The organism is Bradyrhizobium sp. 155, from assembly GCF_023101105.1.
In the GTDB taxonomy this organism is placed as follows: domain Bacteria; phylum Pseudomonadota; class Alphaproteobacteria; order Rhizobiales; family Xanthobacteraceae; genus Bradyrhizobium; species Bradyrhizobium canariense_D.
In genome coordinates, this window is sequence record NZ_CP064704.1 from 4539463 (window position 1) to 4563011 (window position 23549).

22 protein-coding genes are annotated in these 23549 nt (G+C 63.5%); 10 read left to right on the forward strand and 12 right to left on the reverse strand.

Going from position 1 to position 23549, the window contains the following annotated elements:
- Positions 1–22: 22 nt before the first annotated feature.
- Together IVA93_RS22245 and IVA93_RS22250 are read right to left on the reverse strand one after the other, a co-directional pair.
- On the reverse strand, positions 23–1336 hold the full coding sequence (locus IVA93_RS22245; protein WP_018459245.1) for an ABC transporter substrate-binding protein: 1314 nt from the start codon (positions 1334–1336) through the stop codon (positions 23–25).
- 78 nt (positions 1337–1414) lie between these two features.
- Positions 1415–2476, reverse strand: a complete 1062-nt coding sequence (locus IVA93_RS22250) for an ABC transporter ATP-binding protein (RefSeq protein ID WP_007592328.1) — start codon at positions 2474–2476, stop codon at positions 1415–1417.
- 202 nt (positions 2477–2678) lie between these two features.
- On the opposite strand from IVA93_RS22250, the gene gntR reads away from it, so the two are divergent.
- From gntR to IVA93_RS22285, 7 genes are all read left to right on the forward strand, one after another.
- On the forward strand, positions 2679–3779 hold the full coding sequence (gene gntR / locus IVA93_RS22255; RefSeq protein ID WP_247297558.1) for an HTH-type transcriptional regulator GntR: 1101 nt from the start codon (positions 2679–2681) through the stop codon (positions 3777–3779).
- Positions 3780–3901: 122 nt separating this feature from the next.
- Positions 3902–5731, forward strand: a complete 1830-nt coding sequence (locus IVA93_RS22260; protein WP_247369212.1) for an IlvD/Edd family dehydratase — start codon at positions 3902–3904, stop codon at positions 5729–5731.
- A 113-nt stretch (positions 5732–5844) separates the two neighbouring features.
- Complete coding sequence (locus IVA93_RS22265; RefSeq protein WP_018459248.1) at positions 5845–6576, forward strand: SDR family oxidoreductase; 732 nt, start codon at positions 5845–5847, stop codon at positions 6574–6576.
- Between the two features lie 15 nt (positions 6577–6591).
- Positions 6592–7338 (forward strand): SDR family NAD(P)-dependent oxidoreductase, encoded by a 747-nt coding sequence (locus IVA93_RS22270; RefSeq protein ID WP_018459249.1) that lies wholly within the window; start codon positions 6592–6594, stop codon positions 7336–7338.
- Between the two features lie 7 nt (positions 7339–7345).
- Positions 7346–7738 (forward strand): GFA family protein, encoded by a 393-nt coding sequence (locus IVA93_RS22275; protein ID WP_085362164.1) that lies wholly within the window; start codon positions 7346–7348, stop codon positions 7736–7738.
- 161 nt (positions 7739–7899) lie between these two features.
- Positions 7900–8580: a site-2 protease family protein gene (locus IVA93_RS22280; protein WP_026233763.1), complete on the forward strand. Its 681-nt coding sequence runs from the start codon at positions 7900–7902 to the stop codon at positions 8578–8580.
- 62 nt (positions 8581–8642) lie between these two features.
- The gene (locus IVA93_RS22285) at positions 8643–9065 is read left to right on the forward strand and encodes a hypothetical protein (RefSeq protein WP_085352797.1); all 423 of its coding nucleotides are present in this window, start codon (positions 8643–8645) and stop codon (positions 9063–9065) included.
- On the opposite strand, the gene IVA93_RS22290 is transcribed toward IVA93_RS22285, so the two are convergent.
- The 6 genes from IVA93_RS22290 to IVA93_RS22315 form a co-directional block, all read right to left on the reverse strand.
- Entirely contained in the window at positions 9053–9868 is an 816-nt protein-coding gene (locus IVA93_RS22290) for an energy transducer TonB (protein ID WP_085352796.1), read from the reverse strand. The genes IVA93_RS22285 and IVA93_RS22290 overlap by 13 nt on opposite strands.
- Positions 9869–9877: 9 nt before the next feature.
- Complete coding sequence (exbD, locus tag IVA93_RS22295) at positions 9878–10333, reverse strand: TonB system transport protein ExbD (RefSeq protein ID WP_018459254.1); 456 nt, start codon at positions 10331–10333, stop codon at positions 9878–9880.
- Positions 10334–10336: 3 nt separating this feature from the next.
- Entirely contained in the window at positions 10337–11257 is a 921-nt protein-coding gene (exbB, locus tag IVA93_RS22300; RefSeq protein WP_085352795.1) for a tonB-system energizer ExbB, read from the reverse strand.
- Positions 11254–11943 (reverse strand): Fe2+-dependent dioxygenase, encoded by a 690-nt coding sequence (locus IVA93_RS22305; RefSeq protein ID WP_085352794.1) that lies wholly within the window; start codon positions 11941–11943, stop codon positions 11254–11256. Before IVA93_RS22305 ends, exbB begins: the two co-directional genes overlap by 4 nt.
- Positions 11944–11945: 2 nt before the next feature.
- On the reverse strand, positions 11946–14339 hold the full coding sequence (locus IVA93_RS22310; RefSeq protein ID WP_085362163.1) for a TonB-dependent receptor: 2394 nt from the start codon (positions 14337–14339) through the stop codon (positions 11946–11948).
- 228 nt (positions 14340–14567) lie between these two features.
- Positions 14568–14807, reverse strand: coding sequence for a hypothetical protein (locus IVA93_RS22315; protein ID WP_085352792.1), 240 nt, complete (start codon positions 14805–14807; stop codon positions 14568–14570).
- A 373-nt stretch (positions 14808–15180) separates the two neighbouring features.
- Here IVA93_RS22315 and IVA93_RS22320 point away from each other — a divergent pair, with 373 nt between their 5' ends.
- From IVA93_RS22320 to IVA93_RS22330, 3 genes are all read left to right on the forward strand, one after another.
- Positions 15181–16353: an efflux RND transporter periplasmic adaptor subunit gene (locus IVA93_RS22320; RefSeq protein WP_204510936.1), complete on the forward strand. Its 1173-nt coding sequence runs from the start codon at positions 15181–15183 to the stop codon at positions 16351–16353.
- Positions 16350–19496 carry an efflux RND transporter permease subunit gene (locus IVA93_RS22325; RefSeq protein ID WP_247369210.1) on the forward strand — a complete coding sequence of 1049 codons (3147 nt, stop codon included), beginning with the start codon at positions 16350–16352 and terminating at the stop codon, positions 19494–19496. The genes IVA93_RS22320 and IVA93_RS22325 overlap by 4 nt, the downstream gene beginning before the upstream one ends.
- A 66-nt stretch (positions 19497–19562) precedes the next feature.
- Entirely contained in the window at positions 19563–20135 is a 573-nt protein-coding gene (locus tag IVA93_RS22330; protein ID WP_247369208.1) for an invasion associated locus B family protein, read from the forward strand.
- Positions 20136–20215: 80 nt separating this feature from the next.
- Here the strand turns inward: IVA93_RS22330 and IVA93_RS22335 are convergent, their stop codons facing one another.
- From IVA93_RS22335 to IVA93_RS22350, 4 genes are read right to left on the reverse strand one after another with little or no spacing between them, the layout of a single operon-like run.
- Positions 20216–20935, reverse strand: coding sequence for an ABC transporter ATP-binding protein (locus tag IVA93_RS22335; protein ID WP_018459262.1), 720 nt, complete (start codon positions 20933–20935; stop codon positions 20216–20218).
- Positions 20932–21699 carry an ABC transporter ATP-binding protein gene (locus tag IVA93_RS22340; RefSeq protein WP_018459263.1) on the reverse strand — a complete coding sequence of 256 codons (768 nt, stop codon included), beginning with the start codon at positions 21697–21699 and terminating at the stop codon, positions 20932–20934. The genes IVA93_RS22335 and IVA93_RS22340 overlap by 4 nt, the downstream gene beginning before the upstream one ends.
- Positions 21689–22660 (reverse strand): branched-chain amino acid ABC transporter permease, encoded by a 972-nt coding sequence (locus tag IVA93_RS22345; RefSeq protein WP_247789231.1) that lies wholly within the window; start codon positions 22658–22660, stop codon positions 21689–21691. The genes IVA93_RS22340 and IVA93_RS22345 overlap by 11 nt, the downstream gene beginning before the upstream one ends.
- A gap of 13 nt (positions 22661–22673) precedes the next feature.
- Positions 22674–23537 carry a branched-chain amino acid ABC transporter permease gene (locus tag IVA93_RS22350; RefSeq protein ID WP_018459265.1) on the reverse strand — a complete coding sequence of 288 codons (864 nt, stop codon included), beginning with the start codon at positions 23535–23537 and terminating at the stop codon, positions 22674–22676.
- Positions 23538–23549: the final 12 nt, after the last annotated feature.

The following is a 23549-nucleotide window of genomic DNA, read 5'->3' on the forward strand; positions in this document are numbered from 1 at the left end:
ACGCCGCGTAGATTGGAGCTGATCAGACCTGATAGTAGCGCTTGGCGCGCTCGGCGGCGCGTGCGGCTGCCGCCTTCGGCGTCACCGAGCCCGACGCCGCCTCGGCGAACATGTCGACGACGACGAAGTCGCCCATCACCGCGGCCGAGGCATAGCCGAGATCGCCGGCATAGCCGTTGTCGCGGCAGCGCTTCAGGCAGTCGCGATACGGCGTGATCTTCGGATCCGACGTCCACACCGGGTTGTCGTTGTAGGCCGGAAGCGGCGGTGAGACGTAGCCGTTGGAGGAGACCTCCCAGGCGTCGTAGTTCGCCTTGTCCATCATGAACTTGATGTATTCCTTGACCGCCTTCGGATACTTCGAGTGCTTGTAGCCGTAATAAACCAGCACGTTCTGCTGCTCGGTCGACACGCCGACCGGACCGATCGGCATCGGCGCGTGGTTCATGTCCTTGGCGATCTCCTGCTGCTTCGGATCGGTCGAGTTCTTTCCGACGGTCCAGATCGAGATGCCGTTCAGCGTCAGGCTGAGCTCGCCGTTGAGGAACGCCTTGTTGTTGTTCGAGTCGTTCCACGACAGCACGCCGGGGATGAAGGTCTCGTAGAGCTGCTTGACGTATTCGAGCGCGGCGATCGTCTCCGGCGAGTCGATCACGACCTCGTTCTTTTCATTGACGACTTTGCCGCCGAAGGCCCACAGCGCCCACTGGCACCAGCCGTTGGCGTCACCCGTGGCGTGGCCGAGCGCGAAGCCGGCCGGCGTGTTGTTCTTCTTCAGCGCCTGGCAGAGCTTGAGGAAGCCGGCAGTGTCCTTGGGAAATTCATCGAAGCCGGCGGCCTTCACGTGGCTAACGCGATAGTTCAGGCAGCCGCCGGTCGCGCCCTGCGGAATGGCGATCCAGCTGTTGCCCTTCTTGCCGTAGCGTTCGGCAACCGGGTACCAGCCGCCATACTGCGCGCCGAGATAGTCGGCGACGTCAGTCATGTCGATCAGCTTTTCCGGGAATTTGTGGGGATCATCGAGCGTTCCGATGATCAGGTCGGGACCGGCGCCGACATTGGCGGCGACCGCGGCTTTGGGGCGGATGTCCTCCCAGCTCTCGGCCTCGAGTTTGATCTTGACGCCGGTCTTCTCGGAGAACGCCTTGGTCTGCTCGGCGAATTTGTCGAACTCGGCCTGAATGAACTGCTTCCAGCGCAAGACGCGGATGGAAGCGTTCGGCTCGGGCGTGTTGGTCCACTCCGCCGCGCGTACCGGGACAATGCCCGGGCCGGCCAGCAGCGCCGCGCCGCCCAGACCGACTTTAAGCACACTTCGCCTGTCGAAATCGCTCATCGTTCTCTCCCTAAATTTTATATTTGTATTGGGTCGTCTTGTATTGGGGCAGTTCTGCTTGGCAGTTCTTTGGCGTCGCTATACGCGTTTGCCCGTCGCCTCGTCGAACAGATGAATCACGGAGGGATCGGGCTTCAGCTTGACCTTGTCACCCGGGTTGAACTGGTGACGTTCGCGGAAGACCGCGACGACCTGCTCACCACCGAGCTTCGCAAACACCTGCGTTTCCGAGCCGGTCGGCTCGACCACGACGATCTCGGCATCGGCGCCGTCGTCAGCGATGGTGAAATGCTCGGGACGCACGCCGTAAACGACAGGACGCCCGTCGGACGCCGCCGGCGCGTTCCTGAGCGGCAGCTTGACGCCATTCGGCCCCTCGAAGGTCGCAACGCCGTTGACCCGCACATGACCCTTCAGGAAGTTCATGGACGGCGAGCCGATAAAGCCGGCGACGAACTGGTTCTCGGGCTTGTCGTAGAGCTCGAGCGGCGTACCCATCTGCTCGACGATGCCGTCATGCATGACCACGATTTTATCGGCCATGGTCATGGCCTCGATCTGATCGTGGGTGACGTAGACCGTCGTGGTCTTCAGCCGCTGGTGCAGCTCCTTGATCTCGGTGCGCATCGCGACGCGCAGCTTGGCGTCGAGGTTCGACAAGGGCTCGTCGAACAGGAACACCTGCGGATCGCGCACGATGGCGCGGCCCATGGCGACGCGCTGGCGCTGGCCGCCGGAGAGCTGGCGCGGATAGCGTTCGAGCAGCGGCGACAGTGCCAGGATCTCGGCGGCGCGCTTGACGCGCTTGTTGATCTCCTCGGTGCTCTCGCCCCGCAGCTTCATCGAGAAGCCCATGTTCTCGCCGACCGTCATGTGCGGATAGAGCGCGTAGTTCTGGAACACCATCGCAATGTCCCGCTCCTTGGGCTGGACATTGTTGACGACGCGGTCGCCGATCGAGATCGTGCCTGAGGTGATGTTCTCGAGACCGGCGAGCATGCGCAGAAGCGTCGACTTGCCGCAGCCGGAGGGGCCAACCAGGACAACGAACTGGCCGTCCTCGATCGGAATCGAAACGCCGTGCAGGACTTCAAAATTGCCGAACGATTTCCGCACGTCGCGGATTTGCACAGACGACATCTAGCTCCCTCCTCGAAAGTCCACGACGCATCTCGCGCCGCGACCGTCTTGTTTTTTCAGACTTCACCGAACGAAGCCCAACCTTAGCGGGCGACATTGTCGGCAGTTTGCGCGGTTTTGGCAATTTGTCTTTGGTTAGTCCGTGCTGGTAGCGCTGTCAACGTTCCTTTGTTTGCGACAGTGAGTGTGTTAAGAGCAGCAAATGGGTCGAAACCGCACCAAGTCAGGCAAAATCCGGCTGGCGGAAGTCGCCGAGCTCGCCGGCGTAAGCCCGATCACAGCGTCCCGCTTCTTCCGCAATCCCGAGGCGCTGTCGGTGGCCAAACGGACCCGGGTCGAAAGCGCGGCCAGGGAGCTTGGCTATGTGCCGAACCTGGCGGCGCGCGCGTTGGCCTCGCAGCGCACCGAGGTGATCGGTGTCTTGATTCCGTCGCTGACCAATAACGTGTTCTCCGACGTGCTACGCGGCATCTACGACGCCTCCGAAAACAGCCGTTACTCGATCCAGTTGTCCAACACACGCTACAGTATTCTCCAGGAGGAGAAGCTGCTGCGGCTGTTTCTTGCGCAGAAGCCGGCCGGGCTGATCGTCACCGGCATCGACCAGACCACGGAATCGCGCGCAATGCTCGATGCCGCCGACTGCCCGATCGTGCAGATCATGGAGATCGGACCCAATCCGATCGACATGATGATCGGCTTTTCGCACTATGACGCAGCCCGTGCGGCGGTTGCGCATCTGTTCGCGCAAGGTCACCGCAAGATCGGTTTCGTCGGCGCACGGATGGATCCGCGGGTGCAGCGCCGGCTCGACGGATACGTCTCGGCCATGAAAGACGCCGGACTGTTCGACCAACGCCTCGTCGTCACCACGGCGACTCCGACCTCGGTAACGCTCGGAGGCGCCCTGTTCACCGATCTCCTGGCGCGGGAGCCCGGCATGGACGCGGTGTTCTGCGCCAATGACGACCTCGCGCTGGGTGTGCTGTTCGAATGCAGGCGCCGCGAGATCGCGATCCCCGAACAGATCGCGATCGTAGGCTTCAACGATCTCGAATTCATGGCCTCCGCCGTCCCGACTTTGACGAGCGTGCGCACCAACCGCTACGAGATGGGCAACACGGCCGCCAGCATGTTGATCGAGGCGATCGACGGACGGCGCCCGGAGCACCCGGTGCTCGATCTCGGCTTCAAGGTGATCGAGCGGCAAAGCTCGTCGGCCCGGCGTTCCGACAACCGGCCAGCCGTTTCAGGCGGGGGCGTCGCGAACAAAATGGTAGCGTTACCAAGTGGCCATGACTAGTATCGGATTTGTGAGGAAACGACCCGCCAGCGGGCAGGCAAATCGTCGCTCGCGCCGTTGGGCATCGCACAAGCCGAAACCATAAAACGGACGCCAGTGCGTTTGCATTGCAGGAGAAACCAATGACAAAAAAACCAACCAATGGGCATGCCCCCGCCGGCAAGGGCGCTCGCCGCCACCTCCGCTCGCAGGAATGGTTCAACAATCCGCATAATCCGGGCATGACCGCGCTCTATATGGAGCGCTATTTGAACTACGGTCTCACCCGCGCCGAGCTCCAGTCCGGCAAACCGATCATCGGCATCGCGCAGACCGGCAACGACCTCTCCCCCTGCAACCGCCACCATATCGAGCTTGCCCATCGCGTCCGCGAAGGCATCCGCGAGGCCGGCGGCATTGCGATGGAATTCCCGACCCATCCGATCCAGGAGACCGGCAAGCGCCCGACCGCGGCGCTCGACCGCAACCTCGCTTATCTCGGCCTCGTCGAAATCCTCTACGGCTATCCGCTCGACGGCGTGGTGCTGACCACGGGCTGCGACAAGACCACGCCGGCCTGCATGATGGCGGCGGCGACCGTCAACCTGCCCGCGATCGTGCTGTCGGGCGGGCCGATGCTGAACGGCTGGCACAATGGCGAGCGCACCGGCTCCGGCACCATCGTCTGGAAATCGCGCGAGCGCCTCGCCGCCGGCGAGATTGACTATGAAGAATTCATGGAGATCGTGGCGTCATCGGCGCCCTCGGTCGGCCATTGCAACACCATGGGCACCGCTTCGACCATGAACGGGCTCGCGGAAGCGCTCGGCTTCTCGCTGCCGGGCTGTGCGGCGATCCCCGCCCCCTATCGCGAGCGCGGCCAGATCGCCTACGAGACGGGAAAACGCATCGTCGACATGGTCTGGGAAGACCTCAAGCCTTCGGACATCCTGACCCGCAAGGCGTTCGAGAACTGCATCGTGATCAATTCGGCGATCGGCGGCTCGACCAACGCACCGATCCACATTAACGCGCTGGCGCGCCACATCGGCGTCGAGCTCTCCATCGACGACTGGCAGAAGGTCGGCCACGACGTGCCGCTGCTGGTGAACATGCAGCCGGCCGGCTTCTATCTCGGCGAGGAATTCCACCGCGCCGGCGGCGTGCCGGCCGTGGTGCGCGAACTGATGAAGCACAAGCGCATCCACGAGGACGCGGTCACGGTCAACGGCCGCGGCATCGGCGAGAACTGCGCCAATGCGCCAAAACCCGACAACGACGTGATCTGGTCTTACGACAAGCCGCTGGTGAAGGACGCCGGCTTCCTGGTGCTGAAGGGCAATCTGTTCGATTCCGCGATCATGAAGACCAGCGTGATCTCCAAGGAGTTCCGCGATCGCTACCTCAGCAACCCGACCGATCTCAATGCATTCGAGGGCCGCGCCATCGTGTTCGAGGGTCCCGAGGACTATCACGAGCGGATCGACGATCCCTCACTCGAGATCGACGAGCGCTGCGTGCTGTTCATCCGCGGCACCGGCCCGATCGGCTATCCCGGCGGCGCCGAGGTCGTGAACATGCAGCCCCCTGCGGCGCTGATCAAGCGCGGCATCATGTCCCTGCCCTGCATCGGCGACGGCCGCCAGTCGGGCACCTCGGGCTCCCCTTCGATCCTCAATGCTTCGCCGGAAGCCGCCGCCAATGGCGGGCTCGCGATCCTCAGAAACGGCGACAAGGTACGCGTCGATCTGAACAAGGGCAGTGCCAACATTCTCATCTCCGACGACGAGGTGAAGAAGCGCCACGCCGAGCTGGCGGCGAATGGCGGCTTCAAGCATCCGCCGAACCAGACGCCGTGGCAGGAGCTTTATCGCAACACCGTCGGCCAGCAGTCGACCGGTGCCTGCATGGAGCTCGCTACGCGCTATCAGAACGTCGCCGGCACATTTGGCGTAGCGCGGGATAATCACTGAGTTAGGAACACGTAGCCCGGGTGAGCGGAGCGACACCCGGGACATCCGCTCCCAGATATCGCGCTCGCGCGCTCATCCGGGCTACGGCACTGAGAAAATCGAGGAGAATACAAATGGCAGACCGCCTCAAGGGAAAGCGCGCCGTCATCACGGCCGCAGCGGCAGGCATCGGGCGCGCATGCGCCATTGCATTCGCGCGTGAAGGCGCAACCGTCATCGCCACCGACATCAATGAGAGCGGCATCGCGAGCCTGGCTAAGGAAGGTATTGCCGAGACTGCGAAGCTCGACGTGCGCAGCACCGCCGACGTTAACGCCTTCGCCAAGCGCGTCGGCAAGGTCGACATCCTGCTCAACGCGGCGGGCTTCGTGCACCACGGCACCATCCTGGAGTGTTCGGAAGAGGATTTTGATTTCTCGTTCGACCTCAACGTCAAGTCGATGCACCGGACCATCAGGGCCTTCCTGCCGGACATGCTCGCGGGCGGCGGCGGCAGCATCGTCAACATCTCCTCCTGCGCGGCGCTGCGGCCGCCGGCCAACCGTTACGTCTACAGCGCTTCGAAGGCAGCGGTGTCGCTGCTGACGCGCGCGGTCGCGCTCGACTTCATCACCAAGGGCATCCGCTGCAACAGCATCTGCCCGGGCACCGTCGAGACGCCTTCGATGCTCGACCGTGCCGCAGCGCAAGGGCCGCAGGGCAAGGAGATGTTCGTCTCCCGCCAGAAGATGGGCCGGCTCGGCACCGCCGACGAGATCGCATCCATGGCGGTCTATCTCGGCAGCGACGAGAGCGCCTTCACCACCGGTGTCGACCTCGTGGTCGACGGCGGCTACATGCTCTGACGCCAGAGGCCCGGCATGAACAAGATCGATCTCAACGGCCGTGTCGCCATCGTCACCGGCGGCGCGCAGGGCTTTGGCCGCGCCATTGTTCAGCGCTTCGTCGCCTCCGGCGCCAAGGTCGCGATCTGGGATTTTGATGCAGCCCTGGCCGAGAAGACGGCAAAGGAAATCGGCGATAACACCTGCGTCTTCAAGGTCGACGTCACCGATACCGCGGCCGTCGAGCAGGCCCGCGACGCGACGCTGGCCGCCTTCGGCAAGATCGACATCCTCGTCAACAATGCCGGCATCGCCGGCGTCAACAAGCCGGTCTGGGAGACCGATCTCGAGGAATGGCGGAAAGTTCTGCGCATCAACCTCGACGGCCCTTTCATCGTCTGCAAGGCGATCGTGCCTTGGATGCTCAAGCAGAAGTACGGGCGCATCGTCAACATCGCCTCGATCGCCGGCAAGGAAGGCAATCCCAACGCCTCGCATTATTCGGCGTCCAAGGCCGGCCTGATCGCGCTGACCAAGTCGCTCGGCAAGGAATTGGCCGCACACGACATTCTCGTCAATGCGGTGACTCCCGCGGCTGCGAAGACGGCGATCTTCGACCAGATGACGCAGCAGCATATCGACTTCATGCTGTCGAAAATCCCGAAAGCGCGCTTTGTGCTGGTGGAAGAGCTAGCCGCGATGGTGAGCTGGCTCGCATCCGAGGACTGCGCGTTCTCGACCGGCGCCGTGTTCGACATCTCGGGTGGGCGGGCAACCTATTGAGGCAGCCATGATCCGAGAAGGCGGATGTCTGTGCGGCGCGGTGCGGTTCAAGGCGGAGGGCGAGCCGCTCAACGTCCGCATCTGCCATTGTCGCATCTGTCAGAAGGCGATGGGCTCGCCCTACTTCGCCCGCGCGCAATTCGACCAGCGCGCACTGACTGTCGAGGGCGACACCGAGCGCTATGCGTCGTCCGAGAACATCGACCGCGTGTTCTGTAAGCGCTGCGGCACGCGCCTGTTCGCCTGGCGGCGCAACGGCACGCTGGCTGGCGTTGCGCTGGCGACCTTCGACGATCGCAACGCGTTTGTGCCCACCGAGCACATCTGGGTCAGCGAAAAGATGGGCTGGGTGACGATCGAGGACGGCATGATCCGATATGACGGGACGATCCCGACGTAGCTCATCCGGCGCCAAGGCTCCACGTCACGGCCGCTGGTCTCGCCGATCATTTGCGGCGTGGCATTTCGGGACCGCCCACCCTATGTTGGGGTGACGCGTTGCTGCACCACCGGTTGGCTGGGTCGGCTGCAAGACCGCAGGCAAACCGGGACGGACGAGCCGTGAACATTTCCTTGTATGACCTCTCGGTGTGGGTGCTGCCGCTGGTGCTCGCCATCACCTTCCACGAGGCTGCCCACGCCTTCGTCGCACATCGTCTCGGTGATGATACCGCATGGCAGCTCGGCCGTGTCAGCTTCAACCCGCTCCGCCACATCGACCCGTTCGGCACGCTGATATTGCCGGCGATGCTGCTGTTCGCGCATTCGCCATTCCTGTTCGGCTATGCCAAGCCTGTGCCGGTGAATTTCCGCAAGCTCAACGACCCCAGACTCGGCATGGTCTGGGTGGCGCTGGCCGGGCCCGCCACCAACATCCTGCTGGCGCTGTCCGCAGCTCTTGCCCTGCACGCCCTGCCCTGGGCCCCAGCGAACTCGGCGCAATGGATCTTTGACAATCTCAAGAACGCACTGCTGATCAACGCGGTGCTGGCGGTGTTCAACATGATGCCGATCCCGCCGCTCGACGGCGGGCGCGTCGCGGTAGGGCTGCTGCCCCGGCCGCTCGCCCTCCCGCTGGCGCGGCTCGAGCCGTTCGGGATGCTGATTCTGATCGGCTTGCTGATCCTGCTACCGCTGGCAGGCTCGCAGTTCGGTCTAAATCTTGATGTTATTTCAGCAATACTGCGAACGTTGACCGGTTATGTGATTCAGGCTGTTCTCATTCTGACCGGCAATACGTAGTTGAACAGCACACCCGAACACAAGCCGAAGGGCTCGAGGCCGACTTGGTCAAAGCTGCCGATATGCTGATCGCGCGACGCGCTGATACCCGCGCTCGCGCCGATTTTGCCACCTGGAAGATGATGGCCAAGCTCAACGGGTCGTCCGCGCTGCCTCCGGAGGCGCAGGAGTTCCTCCTGAGCTACAAGAACCTGCGGGCGCAGATGAACGAGGGTGAGGCTACCGAGGCCACCATCGGCGCCATCTACAAGGCCTACTATGCCGAGATGGGCGGCGCGGGAACTCCACCTGACGTCCGCCCCCGGGCGGCTGAACCGGCGGCGGACAATGTTACCGCTTTCCGCCGCCCCGAACCGAAGCCGAAGAAGGCCAGTTTCTTCCGGGCAGCGACCGCGGGCGCAACCCAGAAGCGGCCGCTCCCGGTGGCCCTGATCTTCGCCTGCCTGGTCGTGGTCTATGTCGGGATCAGGCTCTACTGGCGCTGAGCCGTCTTCTTCTTTTTCCTTGCGTCCGGCGGCGTGAAGATGATGTCGACGGTGCGCTCGAACCGGTCGTCGGTCAGGCTGGCAGGCGGCTGCGGGATGGGATCGGATTTGCGGACAATCGAGATCGCGGCCGCATCGTAAGCTGCATCCCCGGACGACTCGACAACGTCGACTGAAAGCACGTTGCCCCGTCGGTTGATCGCGAAGCTGACCTTGACTTTCTGATTGTTGGGCTCCTTGCCTTCCGGATTGACCTTGTGGGCCGTAAGGTGCGCGCTAATCTTGCGATTCCAGTCTGCCGTGAGCTTTAGAATGTCCTTGCCGATGCCCAGCACGGGCGCCAGTGCCTTCTCGGCCTCGCGCGCGTCCTCGTCGAGCGTCTGCCGCGCCGTCGCAACGGACTTCGGCGAGGCCTCCGCAGCGGGCGTTTCGACCGCCGCAATCTTCGGATCCTCGTCCTGCGGCTTCTTCGAAATGTTCTCGGTGACGACCCGATCGGGATCGTCGACCTGTTGCGACTGATCCTTTGGAAGCTCGGTTTCCTTGGTCTCGGCCTTTTGCTCGGGAAGCGCCTGCTGCTCCTGCATCGCTTCACTATCCGGTCCCGGCGGAAGGTCGGTGTCAGGCGCCTTCGGCGAGGCCATCTCGACAGCGAACTCCGCGCCGGCCGCGCCGAGGCCGTCATCGGCGTCATCGGCCCGCAGGTGCGCCAACGCGAGCGCGGCCCCGCCCAGATGGAGCGCGAGCGCCGCCATCGCTGCCAAAATCCAAAGCGTCCGGGCTGGTCTGGACTCGTCCGACATAGCGGGCCTCTAAGGCTGAGCGGCGCCTGCCGCGGGCGCCCCCGGAGCGCCTTCCAGCGCAACCAGCTTCACCCGCGAATAGCCGCCTGAGCGCAACAGCTCCATGACGCCCATCAACTCGCCATACGGCACCGAGCGATCGGCGCGCAGGAACACGTACTTGTCCTTGCTCATGTCGGACAGCCCGTCGAGGGTGCCGATCAACTCGGCGCGGTGGACCGGGTTCTCTCCGATGGCAAGCGTCAAATCGGGCTTGATGCTGAGATAGGTCGGCTTGTCCGGCTTCTTCTGCGGTGTCGCGCTCGACGTCGGCAGATCGATCGGCAGGTCGACGGTCGACAGCGGCGCTGCCACCATGAAGATGATCAGCAGCACCAGGATGACGTCGATGAACGGCGTGACGTTGATTTCATGCGTTTCGCCGAAATCGTCATCGTCATCATTGTCTGCGAGCGAGACGCCCATGGGTCACTCCGCCGCGCGCGAATGCACGCTGCCGTGGCTGCGGTCGAGATCGCGCGAGAGTAACCGCCCCGCAGCGCCCGAGGCACGGCTGACGAGTTCGAGATAGCTCTTCGTCACGCGCGAGAAGTAGTTGTAGATGATGACCGCGGGAATGGCGGCGACCAGGCCGATCGCGGTGGCGAGCAGCGCCTCGGCGATGCCGGGCGCGACGACGGCGAGGTTCGTGGTTTGCGACTTCGAGATGCCGATGAAGCTGTTCATGATGCCCCACACCGTGCCGAACAGGCCGACGAAGGGCGAGGTCGAGCCGATGGTCGCGAGCACGCCCATGCCGACGCGGATGCGCCGCGCCTCCGCACGCATGATCTCGGAGAAGCTCGAAGCCGCCCGCTCCTTGATGCCGGTGTCGCTGGAGAGGCCGGCCGACATCCGCGCCTCCCGCAGCGCCGCCGCCAGGAAGGACGGCAGGATGCCCTCCTTGGCCCCGAGCGCCATCTGCGCTTCCGCGAGCGAGCGCGCCTCTGCGATCTTCTTCAGCGCCGAGCGAAGCTTGGTCGCGGCGATCGACAATTCGATCGACTTGGCGATCAGCACCGTCCAGGTCATCAGCGATGCAAAGGCGAGCCCGATCATCACCGCCTTCACGATGATGTCCGCCGACATGAACATCACCCAGGGCGACAGTTCCTTCATGGCGGGCGCGATGCCGGCTGCCGTATCGGACTTTGCAGCCGCGGGCGCGGCAGCTTGGGGCGTCATAGGCGGAGCAACAACCGGGGCTGGACTGACCGCGGACGGCTGAGCCGTCGACTGGACGGGTGCCGCGGGGGCGGCCTGTGTCTGGGCAGAAACGGGGGATGCAAGCCAGGCGGCCGCCAGCACCAGAGCTGCGGCAAGGCTTGCTTGGAAGGACATGATCTTCATACTTCGGCCCAGTAGCGAATGAGGTTGTGATAGATACCCGTCAATTTGACCGTTTCGGGATCGTCACGCCCGAGCCGTTCCACCAGCGCCTGTATCGCGGTGTCGAGGTCAAAGATCATGCTCCGGGCTTGATCGTCCCGTATCATGCTCTGAAGCCAGAAGAAAGACGCAACCCGCGTTCCCCTGGTCACCGGCGTCACGAGATGGAGGCTGGTCGAGGGATAGAGCACGCAGTCCCCGGCTTGCAACTTGACTTCGTGCGAGCCGTAGCTGTCCTCGATCACAAGTTCGCCACCGTCGTACTCCTCCGGCTCGGCCAGGAACAGCGTGACCGAGAGGTCTGTGCGGATGCGAAGGCCGGTCAGGCGGTCGCCGCGGATCGCATTGTCGACGTGCAGGCCGAAATGGTGGCCGCTGCTGGCCGCATAGCGGTTGAACAGCGGCGGGAATATCTGGAGGGGGATCGCGGCCGCGATAAAGCGCGGGTTCGACGTCAGCGCCGAAATGATGCGGTTGCCGAGCTTGCGCGCGACCTCGCTGTCCGGCGCCAATTGCTCGTTGCGCTTGACCATCGCCGACTGCGAGCCGGCGGTGGAGCGCCCGTCCTCCCATTCGCTGACGTCCATGATGCGGCGGAAATCCGCCACATCATCCTTGCTCAGAACGCCAGGAAGGCACGTCAGCATGATCAGAACTTCGCTGTCGTCACGAGGTAGAATGCCCGCCCTGGCGCGACCGCCACGAAGGGCACGGCACTGCGATAGAACGAGTCGTAATAGAGCTTGTTCGTCAGGTTCTGGGCGTAGAACTTCATGGTCCAGTTCTGGTCGATCTTCTTCTCGAGGAATGCGTCGAAACGCCAGTAGCTCGGCAACTCGTTGGTGTTGGCCGCGAACGTGCCGCCATAGACCTTCGAGCGGTACACCGCCTGGCCGCCGAGTTCCCAGCCGCCGTCGAACTTGTACTTGGTCAGCATGCTGAACGACTGGTGGGCAATGTTGGCGAGCTGCAGACCGATGTTGGAGGCAACGCCGCTCTGCGTGACCTTCGACTGCATCAGCACCAGACCGCCAAAAATGCTCCAGCGGTCGGTGAGCTTGCCCTCGGCCTCGATGTCGATGCCTTGGATCCTGTAGGCAGCGCCCGAGGTCAGCAGATTGTTGACGGTCTCGCGCGCGTTGTCCTTGGTCGTCTGGAACAGCGCACCGGTTACCAACAGGTGACGGTCGGCGAGCTCCCATTTGGTGCCGAGTTCGATCGCCTTGTTACGCTCGGGTCCGAGCAAAACGGCCGTGTTGGGCGGAACACCACCGTAATCGGTCGCGGTCGCATCAAGTTCCGACCCGAACGGATTGGCCGAGGTCGCATAGGCTGCATACAGGCTGCCGATCGACATCGGCTTGTAGACCGCGCCGACGTTGTAATTCACGAGATCGGCATTCTGCTTCAAATAGGCCGCGTTGGTCGACGAACTCTGGCTGTAGCCGTCGTAGCGCACGCCGCCGTTCACAATGATGGTGTCCTGCCAGTTCGCGGTGTCCATGACGTAGACGCTGCTGGTGTTGACACCGTAGCGCGTCGGATTTCCAACCAGCGACGGCGTGTTGCTGAAGGGAATGTAGGTGTACTGCGGCGAGTAGAGATTGACCCCCGTGACCGCTCCGTTGCTGGTCGAGCCGCCGCCGAACAGTTCGGACGAGAGGCCGGTGTAACGGTCGATCGAGATGTTTTCGTTGGCATATTCGACGCCGAACACTGCGGTGTGCTTGACCCCGCCGGTGTTGAGCTTGAATGTGGCCTCGTTCTGGTTGGCCCATACATCCACGTTCTGGTAGCGGCTCTGCGCACTGGCCGTCGTGGTCCAGAGCAGCGGATTGGGGCTGGTCGTGATCGGGTTCTGCGGCAGCGTGCCGATATAATTCAGCAGCGAGTGCTCGCCGCGCACCTTGCTGGTCAGCGTGATGGCATCGTTGACCTTGTACTCGATCGTGCCGGTGCCGAAATCCTGCCGCGCCGTCTGGAAGTCGCGGTTGAGAAAGCCGTACCAGTTTCCGCGCGGAATGCCCGCCGACGTCACGGGGACATTGCCCTGCCTGTAGAAGGGCACGCCGAAATCCGGGTAGCCGCTGAGATCGGTGTGGACATAGTTCGTCGTGATCTTGATGTCGTTGGTCGGGGTGTACTTGGTCGAGATGAAAGAACCCCAGCGATCGTCGGTGATATAGTTGCGGCCGGCGACGTTGGCGTCCTGGAACAGGCCGCCCACGCGCACGGAGAAGGTCGGATCGACGACCTGGTTGACGTCGAGCGTGACGCGCTTGGTTCTGTCGGTGCCGAACTCGGTATCCATCCGCTTGAAATTGACGTCGCCCGCCTGCTTGGTGACGATGTTGATGGCACCGCCAGCGGTGCCGCGGCCGGCGTAGGACGAGGCGGGGCCCCGCAGGATCTCGATCTGCTCGGTGAAGAAGTTTTCGCGGATTGAGACCGCGGGATCGCGGATACCGTCGATGAAGACGTCGTTGCGCGCATCGAAGCCGCGGATGAAGAAGCGGTCGCCGAACGCGTTGCCCCCCTCCCCCGAACCCAACGTCACGCCGGCGGTCGACCGCCCGATCTCCTTCAGCGTCGTGGCGTTCTTGTCCTCGAGAACTTCCTTGCTGAGCACGGTGATGGTCTTCGGCGTGTTCAGCATCGGCTCGGGAAACTTGCCGGAGGCCTGGACGTGGTCGACCTTGTATGGCGCCGCCGGATCCGAATACGGATTGCGGTCAACCTCGCCGGACGGCGTGGTGGGAGCGGTCTGCTGCGCCGCCTGCTGCCGCTGCGCGGCGCGGCGAAGCGCATTGCGCGCGCGGACCTGATCCGCCGTCGGCTTCGAAGCCACCGGGCGCGGACGCGCGACCGGCGCATCGACCGTCACCGGCGGCAGGTTCGACTGCTGCGCCTCCGCGCCGCTCGACACCGATGCTGCTGCGATCAGGCCCGCGACAGCGGAGACCTTCTTGCCGGAAACGCTCGTGAACTTTTCATCGAATGCTGCGACCGAACGCAACGACTTCGGTGCGACCACCTGCCCCATTACCAAACACGCCCCATATTCCAGTTCGCCCATTCACTTCGATGAGCGATTGGAGTGTTGGTATCGGCCGCAAAATTGCGGGTCAATGCGAGTAAGCCGCGAGAACGCTTGAATAAGTCCAGATCAAAGCGATTCTAAACTGCCGTTTGAAATCGTTCTAAATCGAGATTGGAGTCGTTCTAAAGAGCGCGTGAAAATGCTGCTAAATCGGCGGTCGCGGGCGCATGGTCAATCGCTGCTTGGCGGCTTCATCAACGAGAACAATTCATCGACGGTCTTCCGCGCCACCGCGCGCACGCGGTCGCTGTTGTCCATGCCTGCGATGTTGACGCCGTTGACGACGGCTCTGATCTCGTCGCGGAACTCGGTGAGAAAGCGCAAGGGATCACGCTGCTCGTTGGCGACGCGTGCGATCAGTCCCGTGATCAGGATCTGACACGCGATCAGCTTGCCGTTCAGTTCGTCCATGCTGCGCTCCCGTTGTGGCGCGTCGATATGACCGATGCCGATTTCCCTGACAACCGAAACGAGCTCCGCACGATTAGAACCGTTCCTGCCAGCCGTCGCCTTGCGGCCTAGGCGCGGCGCCGCTCAGTCCAGAGCACACCGCTTTCGAGCATTGCACAAACTTTGCACGCTGATCGTTCCTGGGGGGAATGCAGCACGGCACACCGTAGTGACACGGAGCTGCCTAACCCGTGCAAAGCTTTCCAATTGTTTAGGATTCTCAACCGATAGTGCTGTTTACACTGGAACTTGGCGTGTATTATACAAGCCTCCTGGAACCCTATGATTGCCTCATAATTCGTAGCTTAGGGCATAAGAGCCGACACGAGACGATATGAAAAAGTCCCGGCCGATCCTCTGGATTCTGATCATCGCGGCCGTGGCCTCCGCAGGTTACTATGGTTGGCAGAAATTCGGCTCGCCCGACGCCGGAAAAACCCAGACCGCACAAAAGGGGCCGCAGCGCCCGTCCGCCGTCCCCGTGAGCGTTTCGCCAGTTCAGAAGGTGGACTTTCCGGTTTACCTGACCGGTCTGGGCACGGTTGCGGGCTTCAACACCGTCCAAGTCCGGACCAGGGTGGATGGCCAGATCGACAAGATCGCCTTCACCGAAGGCCAGATCGTCAAGGAGGGCCAGCTTCTCGCCTCGATCGATCCCCGTCCCTATCAAGCCACGCTCGACCAGGCCAAGGCCAAGAAGGCCCAGGACGAGGCAAATCTGGCCAACGCCAATCTCGAGCTCCAGCGCGCCATGAAGCTCGGCGAATTCGCCACCGCCCAGCGGGTCGACACCCAGCGCTCCACGGTCGCCCAGCTCACCGCACAGATCGCCGCCGATGATGCTGCGATCTCCAACGCGCAGACCCAGCTCGACTACACCCAGGTCAAGGCGCCGATCACCGGCGTCGCGGGCCTGCGCCAGGTCGACATCGGCAACATCGTCAACGCCTCGACGCAGACCGGCATCGTCACGATCTCGCAGGTCGAGCCGATCTCGGTGATCTTCACCGCGCCAGAGGATCAGCTGCCCTATATCAGCGAGGGCCAGAAGGCCGGCGCGCTCAGGGTGATCGCCTTCACGACCGACGGCAAGAAGACGCTGGCCGAGGGCAAGCTTGCCGTCATCAACAACCAGGTCGACACCAGCAGCGGCACGATCCGGCTCAAGGCGGTGTTCGAGAACAAGGACCACGCGCTTTGGCCCGGTCAATCGGTGTCGACACGCCTGCTGGTGCGCACCCTCAAGGATGCGACCGTTGTCCCGGATGACGCGGTCCAGCACTCCACCAACGGCCTCTACGCCTATTCTGTCAATCAGGACAACAAGGCCGAGGTGCACAAGATCAAGGTCAGCTACAGCATCGACGGACGTTCGGTCGTCGACGAAGGGCTGACGCCCGGGCAGCAAGTGATCACCGGCGGCCAATTCAAGGTCCAGCCCGGAAGCCTCGTCTCCACGGCCGTGGCGAGTACGGATCCGGCCCAGAACAAGGTCCGACAGGAATGAACGCGGGCGGGATTTCGGCACCTTTCATCCGTTATCCCATCGGCACCTCGTTGCTGATGGCCGGCATTCTCTTCGTCGGTCTCGTCGCCTATCCCCTGCTGCCGGTCGCGCCACTGCCGCAGGTAGACTTCCCGACCATCCAGATCACAGCCAATCTGCCGGGCGGCAGCCCAGAGACCATGGCTTCGTCGGTGGCCCAGCCGCTCGAACGGCAATTCGCCCAGATCCCGGGCATCGCCCAGATGACCTCGACGAGCTATCTGGGCACCGCGTCGATCACCATCCAGTTCGACCTCAACCGCAGCATCGACGGCGCCGCCAACGACGTGCAGGGCGCCATCAACGCCGCGAGCGGTCAGCTGCCGAAGAACCTGCCCTCGCCGCCGACCTACCGCAAGGTCAACCCGGCCGACGCGCCGATCCTGCTGCTGTCGGCAACCTCAGACACATTGCCGCTGACCAGTGTCAGCGACGCGGTCGACGCCCAGCTCGCCCAGCAGATCAGCCAGCTCTCCGGGGTCGCGCAGGTCTTCATCGGCGGCCAGCAGAAACCGTCCATCCGCATCCAGATCGACCCGGCGAAACTCGTCGCCAAGGGCCTGTCGATGGAGGACGTGCGCAGCCAGATTGCGATCACCACGGTCGACAGCCCGAAGGGTAACATCGACGGTCCGAAGCGCGCCTACACGATCTACGCCAACGACCAGCTCACCCAGGCCAAGGACTGGAACGACGTCATCATCGCTTATCGCAATGGTGGTCCCTTGCGAATCCGCGATGTTGGCCAGGCGGTCAGCGGCGCCGAAGACGCCAAGCAGGCGGCCTGGGCCAATGGCAAGCGCGGCGTCTTCCTGGTGATATTCAAGCAGCCGGGCGCCAACGTTATCGAGACTGTCGACCGGATCAAGGCCACCCTGCCTCGCCTCGTCGCCGCGATCCCGCCCGCGATCAAGATCGAGCTCATCAGCGACCGCACCACGACGATCCGCGCCGCGGTTGAGGACGTCCAGTTCACGCTGCTGCTGACCATTGCCCTGGTGGTCATGGTCATCTTCATTTTCCTGCGCAGTTTCTGGGCGACCGTCATTCCCACCATCACGGTGCCGCTGGCGCTGCTGGGCGCGTGCGCCTTGATGTGGGTCGTTGGCTATTCGCTAGACAATCTGTCGCTGATGGCCCTCACCATCGCGGTTGGATTCGTCGTCGACGACGCCATCGTGATGCTCGAGAACATCACGCGCTACATCGAGGAAGGCGAATCGCCCATGGCGGCCGCCTTCAAGGGCTCCAAGGAAATCGGCTTCACCATCGTGTCGATCAGCATCTCGCTGGTCGCGGTGCTGATTCCGCTGCTGCTGATGGGCGGCATCATCGGACGCCTGTTCCGTGAATTCGCAGTCGTGCTGGCGATGACGATCTTCGTCTCGATGTTCGTATCGCTGACCCTGACCCCGATGATGGCCTCGCGCTTCCTGCGCGCCCATGGCGAGGTTACCCACGGCAAGTTCTATCAATGGAGCGAGCGCGGATTCGACCGGATGTTGCGCGGTTACGAATGGGTGCTCGACCATGCCCTGGCCTGGCGCCGCACGACGCTCACGATCTTCTTCGCGACCCTTGCCCTGTCGGTCTATCTGTTCGTCCTGATCCCGAAAGGGTTCTTCCCGCAACAGGACGTCGGCCTGATCACCGCGACCTCGGAAGCCTCCCAGGACATCTCGTTCGCGGAGATGCAGCGTCGCCAGGTCGAACTTGGCAAGATCGTGATGGACGATCCCGACGTCGCAACGATCGCAATGAACATCGGCGGCAGCGGCCGCGCCGGCAATAACGGCAACATGTTCATTACGTTGAAGCCGCTCAGCGTCCGCAATGCCTCCGCGCAGCAGATCATCGCCCGGCTGCGTCCCAAGCTCGAAAAGGTGTCCGGCGCCCGCCTCTACATGCAGGCGGCCCAGGACGTCCGGCTCGGCGGCCGGCCGACCCGTACGCAGTTCGAGTTCACCCTGCAGGACGCAGATCTCGCCGAGCTCAACGACTGGGCGCCGAAGATCCTCGCCAAGATGCAGACCTTGCCGCAACTGCGCGACGTCGCGACCGACCAGCAGACCCAGGGCACCACGGTTCAGCTCAAGATCAACCGCGATACTGCAGCGCGTTACGGAATTCAGCCGCAGCTGATCGACGATACGTTGTACGACGCGTTCGGACAGCGTCAGGTCACGCAGTATTTCACCCAGCTCAACACCTACAAGGTGATCCTTGAGATCCTGCCGGAGATGCAGGGCAGCCTCGAGAGCCTGAACAAGCTCTACCTGAAATCTCCGCTGACCGGCGACCAGGTGCCACTGTCAACGTTTGCGACCTGGAGCACCGACCCGGTTCGGCCGCTCTCAATCAGCCACCAGGGCCAGTTCCCGGCGATCACGATCAGCTTCAACCTCGCCCAGGGCGTCGCGCTCGGCCAGGCCACGGAGGCCGTGCAGAAGGCGATGGCCGATCTCGGCGCGCCGCCGACGCTCAATTCGAGCTTCCAGGGCACGGCACAGGCGTTCCAGCAGTCGCTCGGCACCGTGCCGCTCCTCATCCTCGCCGCGCTGGTCGTGGTCTATCTGATCCTCGGCATCCTCTACGAGAGCTACATCCATCCGATCACGATTCTGTCGACCCTGCCCTCGGCCGGCGTCGGCGCGCTCGCGATCCTGATGGCGGCGGGCTTCGAGTTCAGCCTCATTGCTTTGATCGGAGTCATTCTGCTGATCGGCATCGTGAAGAAGAACGGCATCATGATGGTGGACTTCGCCATCGCCGCGGAGCGCGACGAGCACAAGACGCCGGCGGAATCGATCCGGCAGGCAGCGCTGTTGCGCTTCCGTCCGATCATGATGACGACGATGGCTGCCCTGCTCGGCGGCGTGCCCCTGATGCTCGGCCACGGCACCGGCGCCGAGATTCGCCAGCCGCTCGGCTACGCCATGGTCGGCGGTCTGATCGTCAGCCAGGCGCTGACGCTGTTCACCACCCCGGTCGTCTATCTCTATCTCGACGAGCTCAACAACTGGTTCTCGGGCTGGGGCCGCAAGGGTGACGGCGAAGGCGACGAGACGGTCGAGCACGGCACCGTTAAGGAAGCTGCCGAGTAGCAGCTTGCACCGCGCGCCTCACGACGTTACAGCGAGGCCCTCGGTTCACGTCAACGCGGTCTTGCCATGCCCTTGCAATCCAGACTTGTCGCCTTAGCAGCCGCTCTCCTGGTGTCGGCGGGTGCCGCGCATGCCCAGCAACGCGCCAAGAAGAACGCAGCTCCGTCTGCCCCGGCGGCACAGCCCGCACCGGCTCCGACGCAGCCGCAGGCTGACGGCGCTGCGGCGCAGCAGCCCGGCTGGGTCGTGCGCTGCACCAGCGTCAGCCGCGACGCACCGCTCGAATGCGCGATGGAGCAGAACGCGGTGCTGACCAAGACCGGCCAGACCATCGTTCTGATCAACATCCGCATCGCGCCCGACACCCGCACACCGGTGGCGCTGCTGCAATTGCCGCTTGGCCTCAACCTTCCCATCGGCGCCAAGCTCCAGGTTGACGAGGGCAAGACGGTCGATCTCCAGATCCAGACCTGCGAGAACCGCGGCTGCTACGCCTCCACGCCAATCGCACCGGACCTGCTTGCGACCTTGCGGTCGGGCAAGCAGCTCAAGGTCTCCTTCCAGAACATGGCGAAGGAAACGATCGCGATCCCGATGCCGCTCGGCGATTTCGCGGCGGCCTACGACAAGATCAAGTAGCGACGCCTCCCCGTCACTGTTGCATATCCATTTTGCAGCCTAACGCCGCCGATACCGGGCGCCTCCAGGCGGAAAATCGGTCAGTCCACGCCCAGATAAGCCTTCTGCACCTGCGGATCCTCCGCGAGCGCCGCCGCCGTGCCCGACAGCACGCTCTTGCCGACCTGGAGCACCGTGGCGAAATCCGAGACCTCCAGTGCGAGCTCGATCGACTGCTCGGCGAGCAGAATGGTCAGGCCCTCGCGATGCAGGCGGCCGAAGGTCTCGTACATGGACTCGACCACCGCCGGCGCGAGACCGAGCGAAGGTTCATCCAGCATCAACAGCTTCGGCTCGCTCATCAGCGCGCGCCCGACCGCGAGCATCTGCCGTTCGCCACCGGACATGGTGCCGGCACGCTGGTTGCGGCGCTCCTTCAGGCGCGGAAAGATCTCGTAGACACGTTCGAGCAGCGTGGCCTGGCGTGACTTGTCGCGCAGCGGCGTTGCGCCAAGCATCAAATTGTTCTCGACGCTCTGCTGCACGAACAGCCGCCAGCCTTCTGGCGACAGCGCCAGCCCCTTGCGCACGATCGCAAAGGCTCTTTCGCCGGCGATATCCTCGCCGCGAAAGCGGATCGATCCGGAATGCACGGGAATAAGGCCGGCGATCGCGTTCAGCGTCGTAGTCTTGCCGCCGCCATTGGAGCCGAGTAGCGCCACGACGCTGCCTTCAGGAACCTCCAGCGAGACGTCGGACACGCCGATGAGATCGCCGTAGCGCACCTCGAGGTGCTCGATCCGCAGCAACGGCCCGCTCATAGGTCGGGCCCGCCCATCAGTTCGACCGGCGTGTGGCCGGCCGCTGCCTTGGCTGCACGCTTGCCGAGATAGGCCTCGATCACCGCCGGGTTGGATGTGACCTCGCGCGGCGATCCGCGGGCGATCTCCTTGCCCTGGTGGAACACCATCACGCGGCTGGCGAGTGACATGATCACTTCCATGATGTGCTCGACGATCACAAGGGTGATGCCGGAACGATGGATGTCGCGCACGAGGTCGATGGCGAGCCTCACCTCATGGGCGTTGAGGCCGGCCATGGCTTCGTCGAGCAGAAGCACCTTCGGTTCGGTTGCCAGCGCCCGCGCGATCTCCAGCCGCTTGCGACCGGGGGTGCCGAGCGAGCGCGCCGGCGCATCCGCAAGCCTGATCATGCCGACGCGCTCGAGCACCGCGCGCGCCCTGGTCTCGGCGTCCTTGCGATGCGAGGTGCGCAGGAACGCGCCGATCATGACGTTCTCCAGCACCGTCATGCCCTCAAATGTCTGCGGCACCTGGAAGGTACGAGCGAGCCCAAGCCCGGCGCGCAGCTCCGGCGCGAAGTCCGTGATGTCACGGCCCTCGAACAGGACGCAGCCCGAAGTGGTCTTGAGATCGCCAGTTAGGCAATTGAAGAAGGTGGACTTGCCCGCGCCATTCGGGCCGATCAGGCCGAGGATGTCGCCTTGCTCCAAGGTCACGGAGGCATCGTCCACCGCCTTGAAGCTTCCGAACGCCTTCGTAATTTCGCGTGCCTCAAGGAGCATGGCCAGCTCCCGTGTCCTTCGTCGGCTTGCTGCGCCGAGTGAACAGGCTGAGCAGACCGCCGGGCTGGAAGCGCGCGATCACCACGATGATCGCGCCATAGAGCACGAAGGTGAGCCCGGCGCCCTTGCCGCCGAGCCAGCTGTTCGAGATCTCCTCCAGCGGCACCAGGATCGCGGCACCGACCAGGGGCCCGAACAACAGCCCTGCCCCGCCCAGCGCCGCCATGATCAGGATTTTCACCGAAATCAGGATCCCGAACCCGGACTCGGGGTCGACGAAGCCGAACATCATGGCATAGAGCGCGCCGGCGACGCTCGTCAGCGCCGCGCTCAGCATGTAGGCGTAGAGCTTGGTGCGACTGGCGGGTGCGCCGAGCGAGCGCGCCGCGCGCTCGGAGTCCTTGATCGCGCGCAGGTAAAATCCCATGCGGCTGTTGGTCATCCACCAGGTGATTAACAGCGTGATCACGAGGATTGCGAGGAAGAGATAGTAATACGGCAGCGACGACAGGAACGAGAGATCGAAGATGTTGCGCGGCACGGTCGGCCCTGAGAGCCCGACGGCCGCACCGAGCCAGTCGGTGTTGGTCACGATCAGCCGCATCGTCTCGGCGACCGCGATGGTCGCCATACTGAAATAATGGCCCGACAGACGCAGCGTCGGCACGCCGATGATCGCGGCCAAGCCCACGGCGAGCACGATCCCGCCGGGGATGCCGAACAGGGGCGACAGGCCGAACTTTGCGTAGGATCCCATCGCGGCATAAGCACCGCAGCCGAAAAAGACGACGTGGCCGACCGAGACCTGGCCGGCATAGCCGCCGACGATATGCCACGCGGACGCTGCAATCGCATAAAGCAGCACCAGCGCGCCCAGACGCTGCTGGAACGGCGAGGACAGCAGCAGCGGATAGCAGATCGCGAACGCTGCGACGACCGAGAGCCAGATCAAGCGCCGCATCACAGCCTTCCCATCAGGTCTTGCCCATCAGGCCTTGCGGCCGGAACCAGAGGAAGAGCAGGAACAGGACATAGACGACGATGTCCTTGTAGATCGCGCCGATCAGATAGCCCGACAGCGATTCGATCATGCCGATCAGCAGGCCTGCGACAAGGGCGCCCGGCACACTGCCAAAACCGCCGAGCGACACCGTGACGAAGGCGACGATGCCAAGCGTCTCGCCGACGGTCGGCACGATGTAGAAGAAGTTCGCAATCAGCGCGCCGGCAAGCCCGGTGGCACCGGCCGCAATCGCCCAGGCGATCGCCTGCATGGTATCGGGACGGATGCCCATGAGCTGGGCCGCTGTTTGATCCTCCGCCACCGCCAGCATTTTCGAGCCGAGCGAGGTCCGCGTGAGCAGCAGATGCAGCCCGAGCGTGACCAGCAGCGCGACCACGCCGGCAAGCAGCCGCGAGGCCTCGATGCGCAGGCCCGCGAACGCATAAGTGCCGCCCACGATGTCCGGAGGCATCGACAGGAAGTTGGCCCCGAACCACCAGAACACGGAATAACGCAGCAATAGCGCAAGCCCGAAAGTGCCGAGGATCTGCGCCAGCATCGGTCCCTTCATGATATCGCGGATCAGGGCGAAATAGACCACGACGCCGACTGTCGCGAGCACCAGGGTTGCCAGCGGCGCGCCGAGGATCGGCCCTCCTCCCAACAGCGTGTAGACGACATAGGCGACGTACATGCCGAGCATGACGAAATCGCCATGCGCGAAATTGACGATGTTCATCATGCCCCACACCAGCGTGAGGCCTGAGGAAAACAGGGCATAGACAGCGCCAAGCAGAAGTCCGCCGACGATCACCTGCACGAGTACAAAGGACATGAGCCAGCGTTG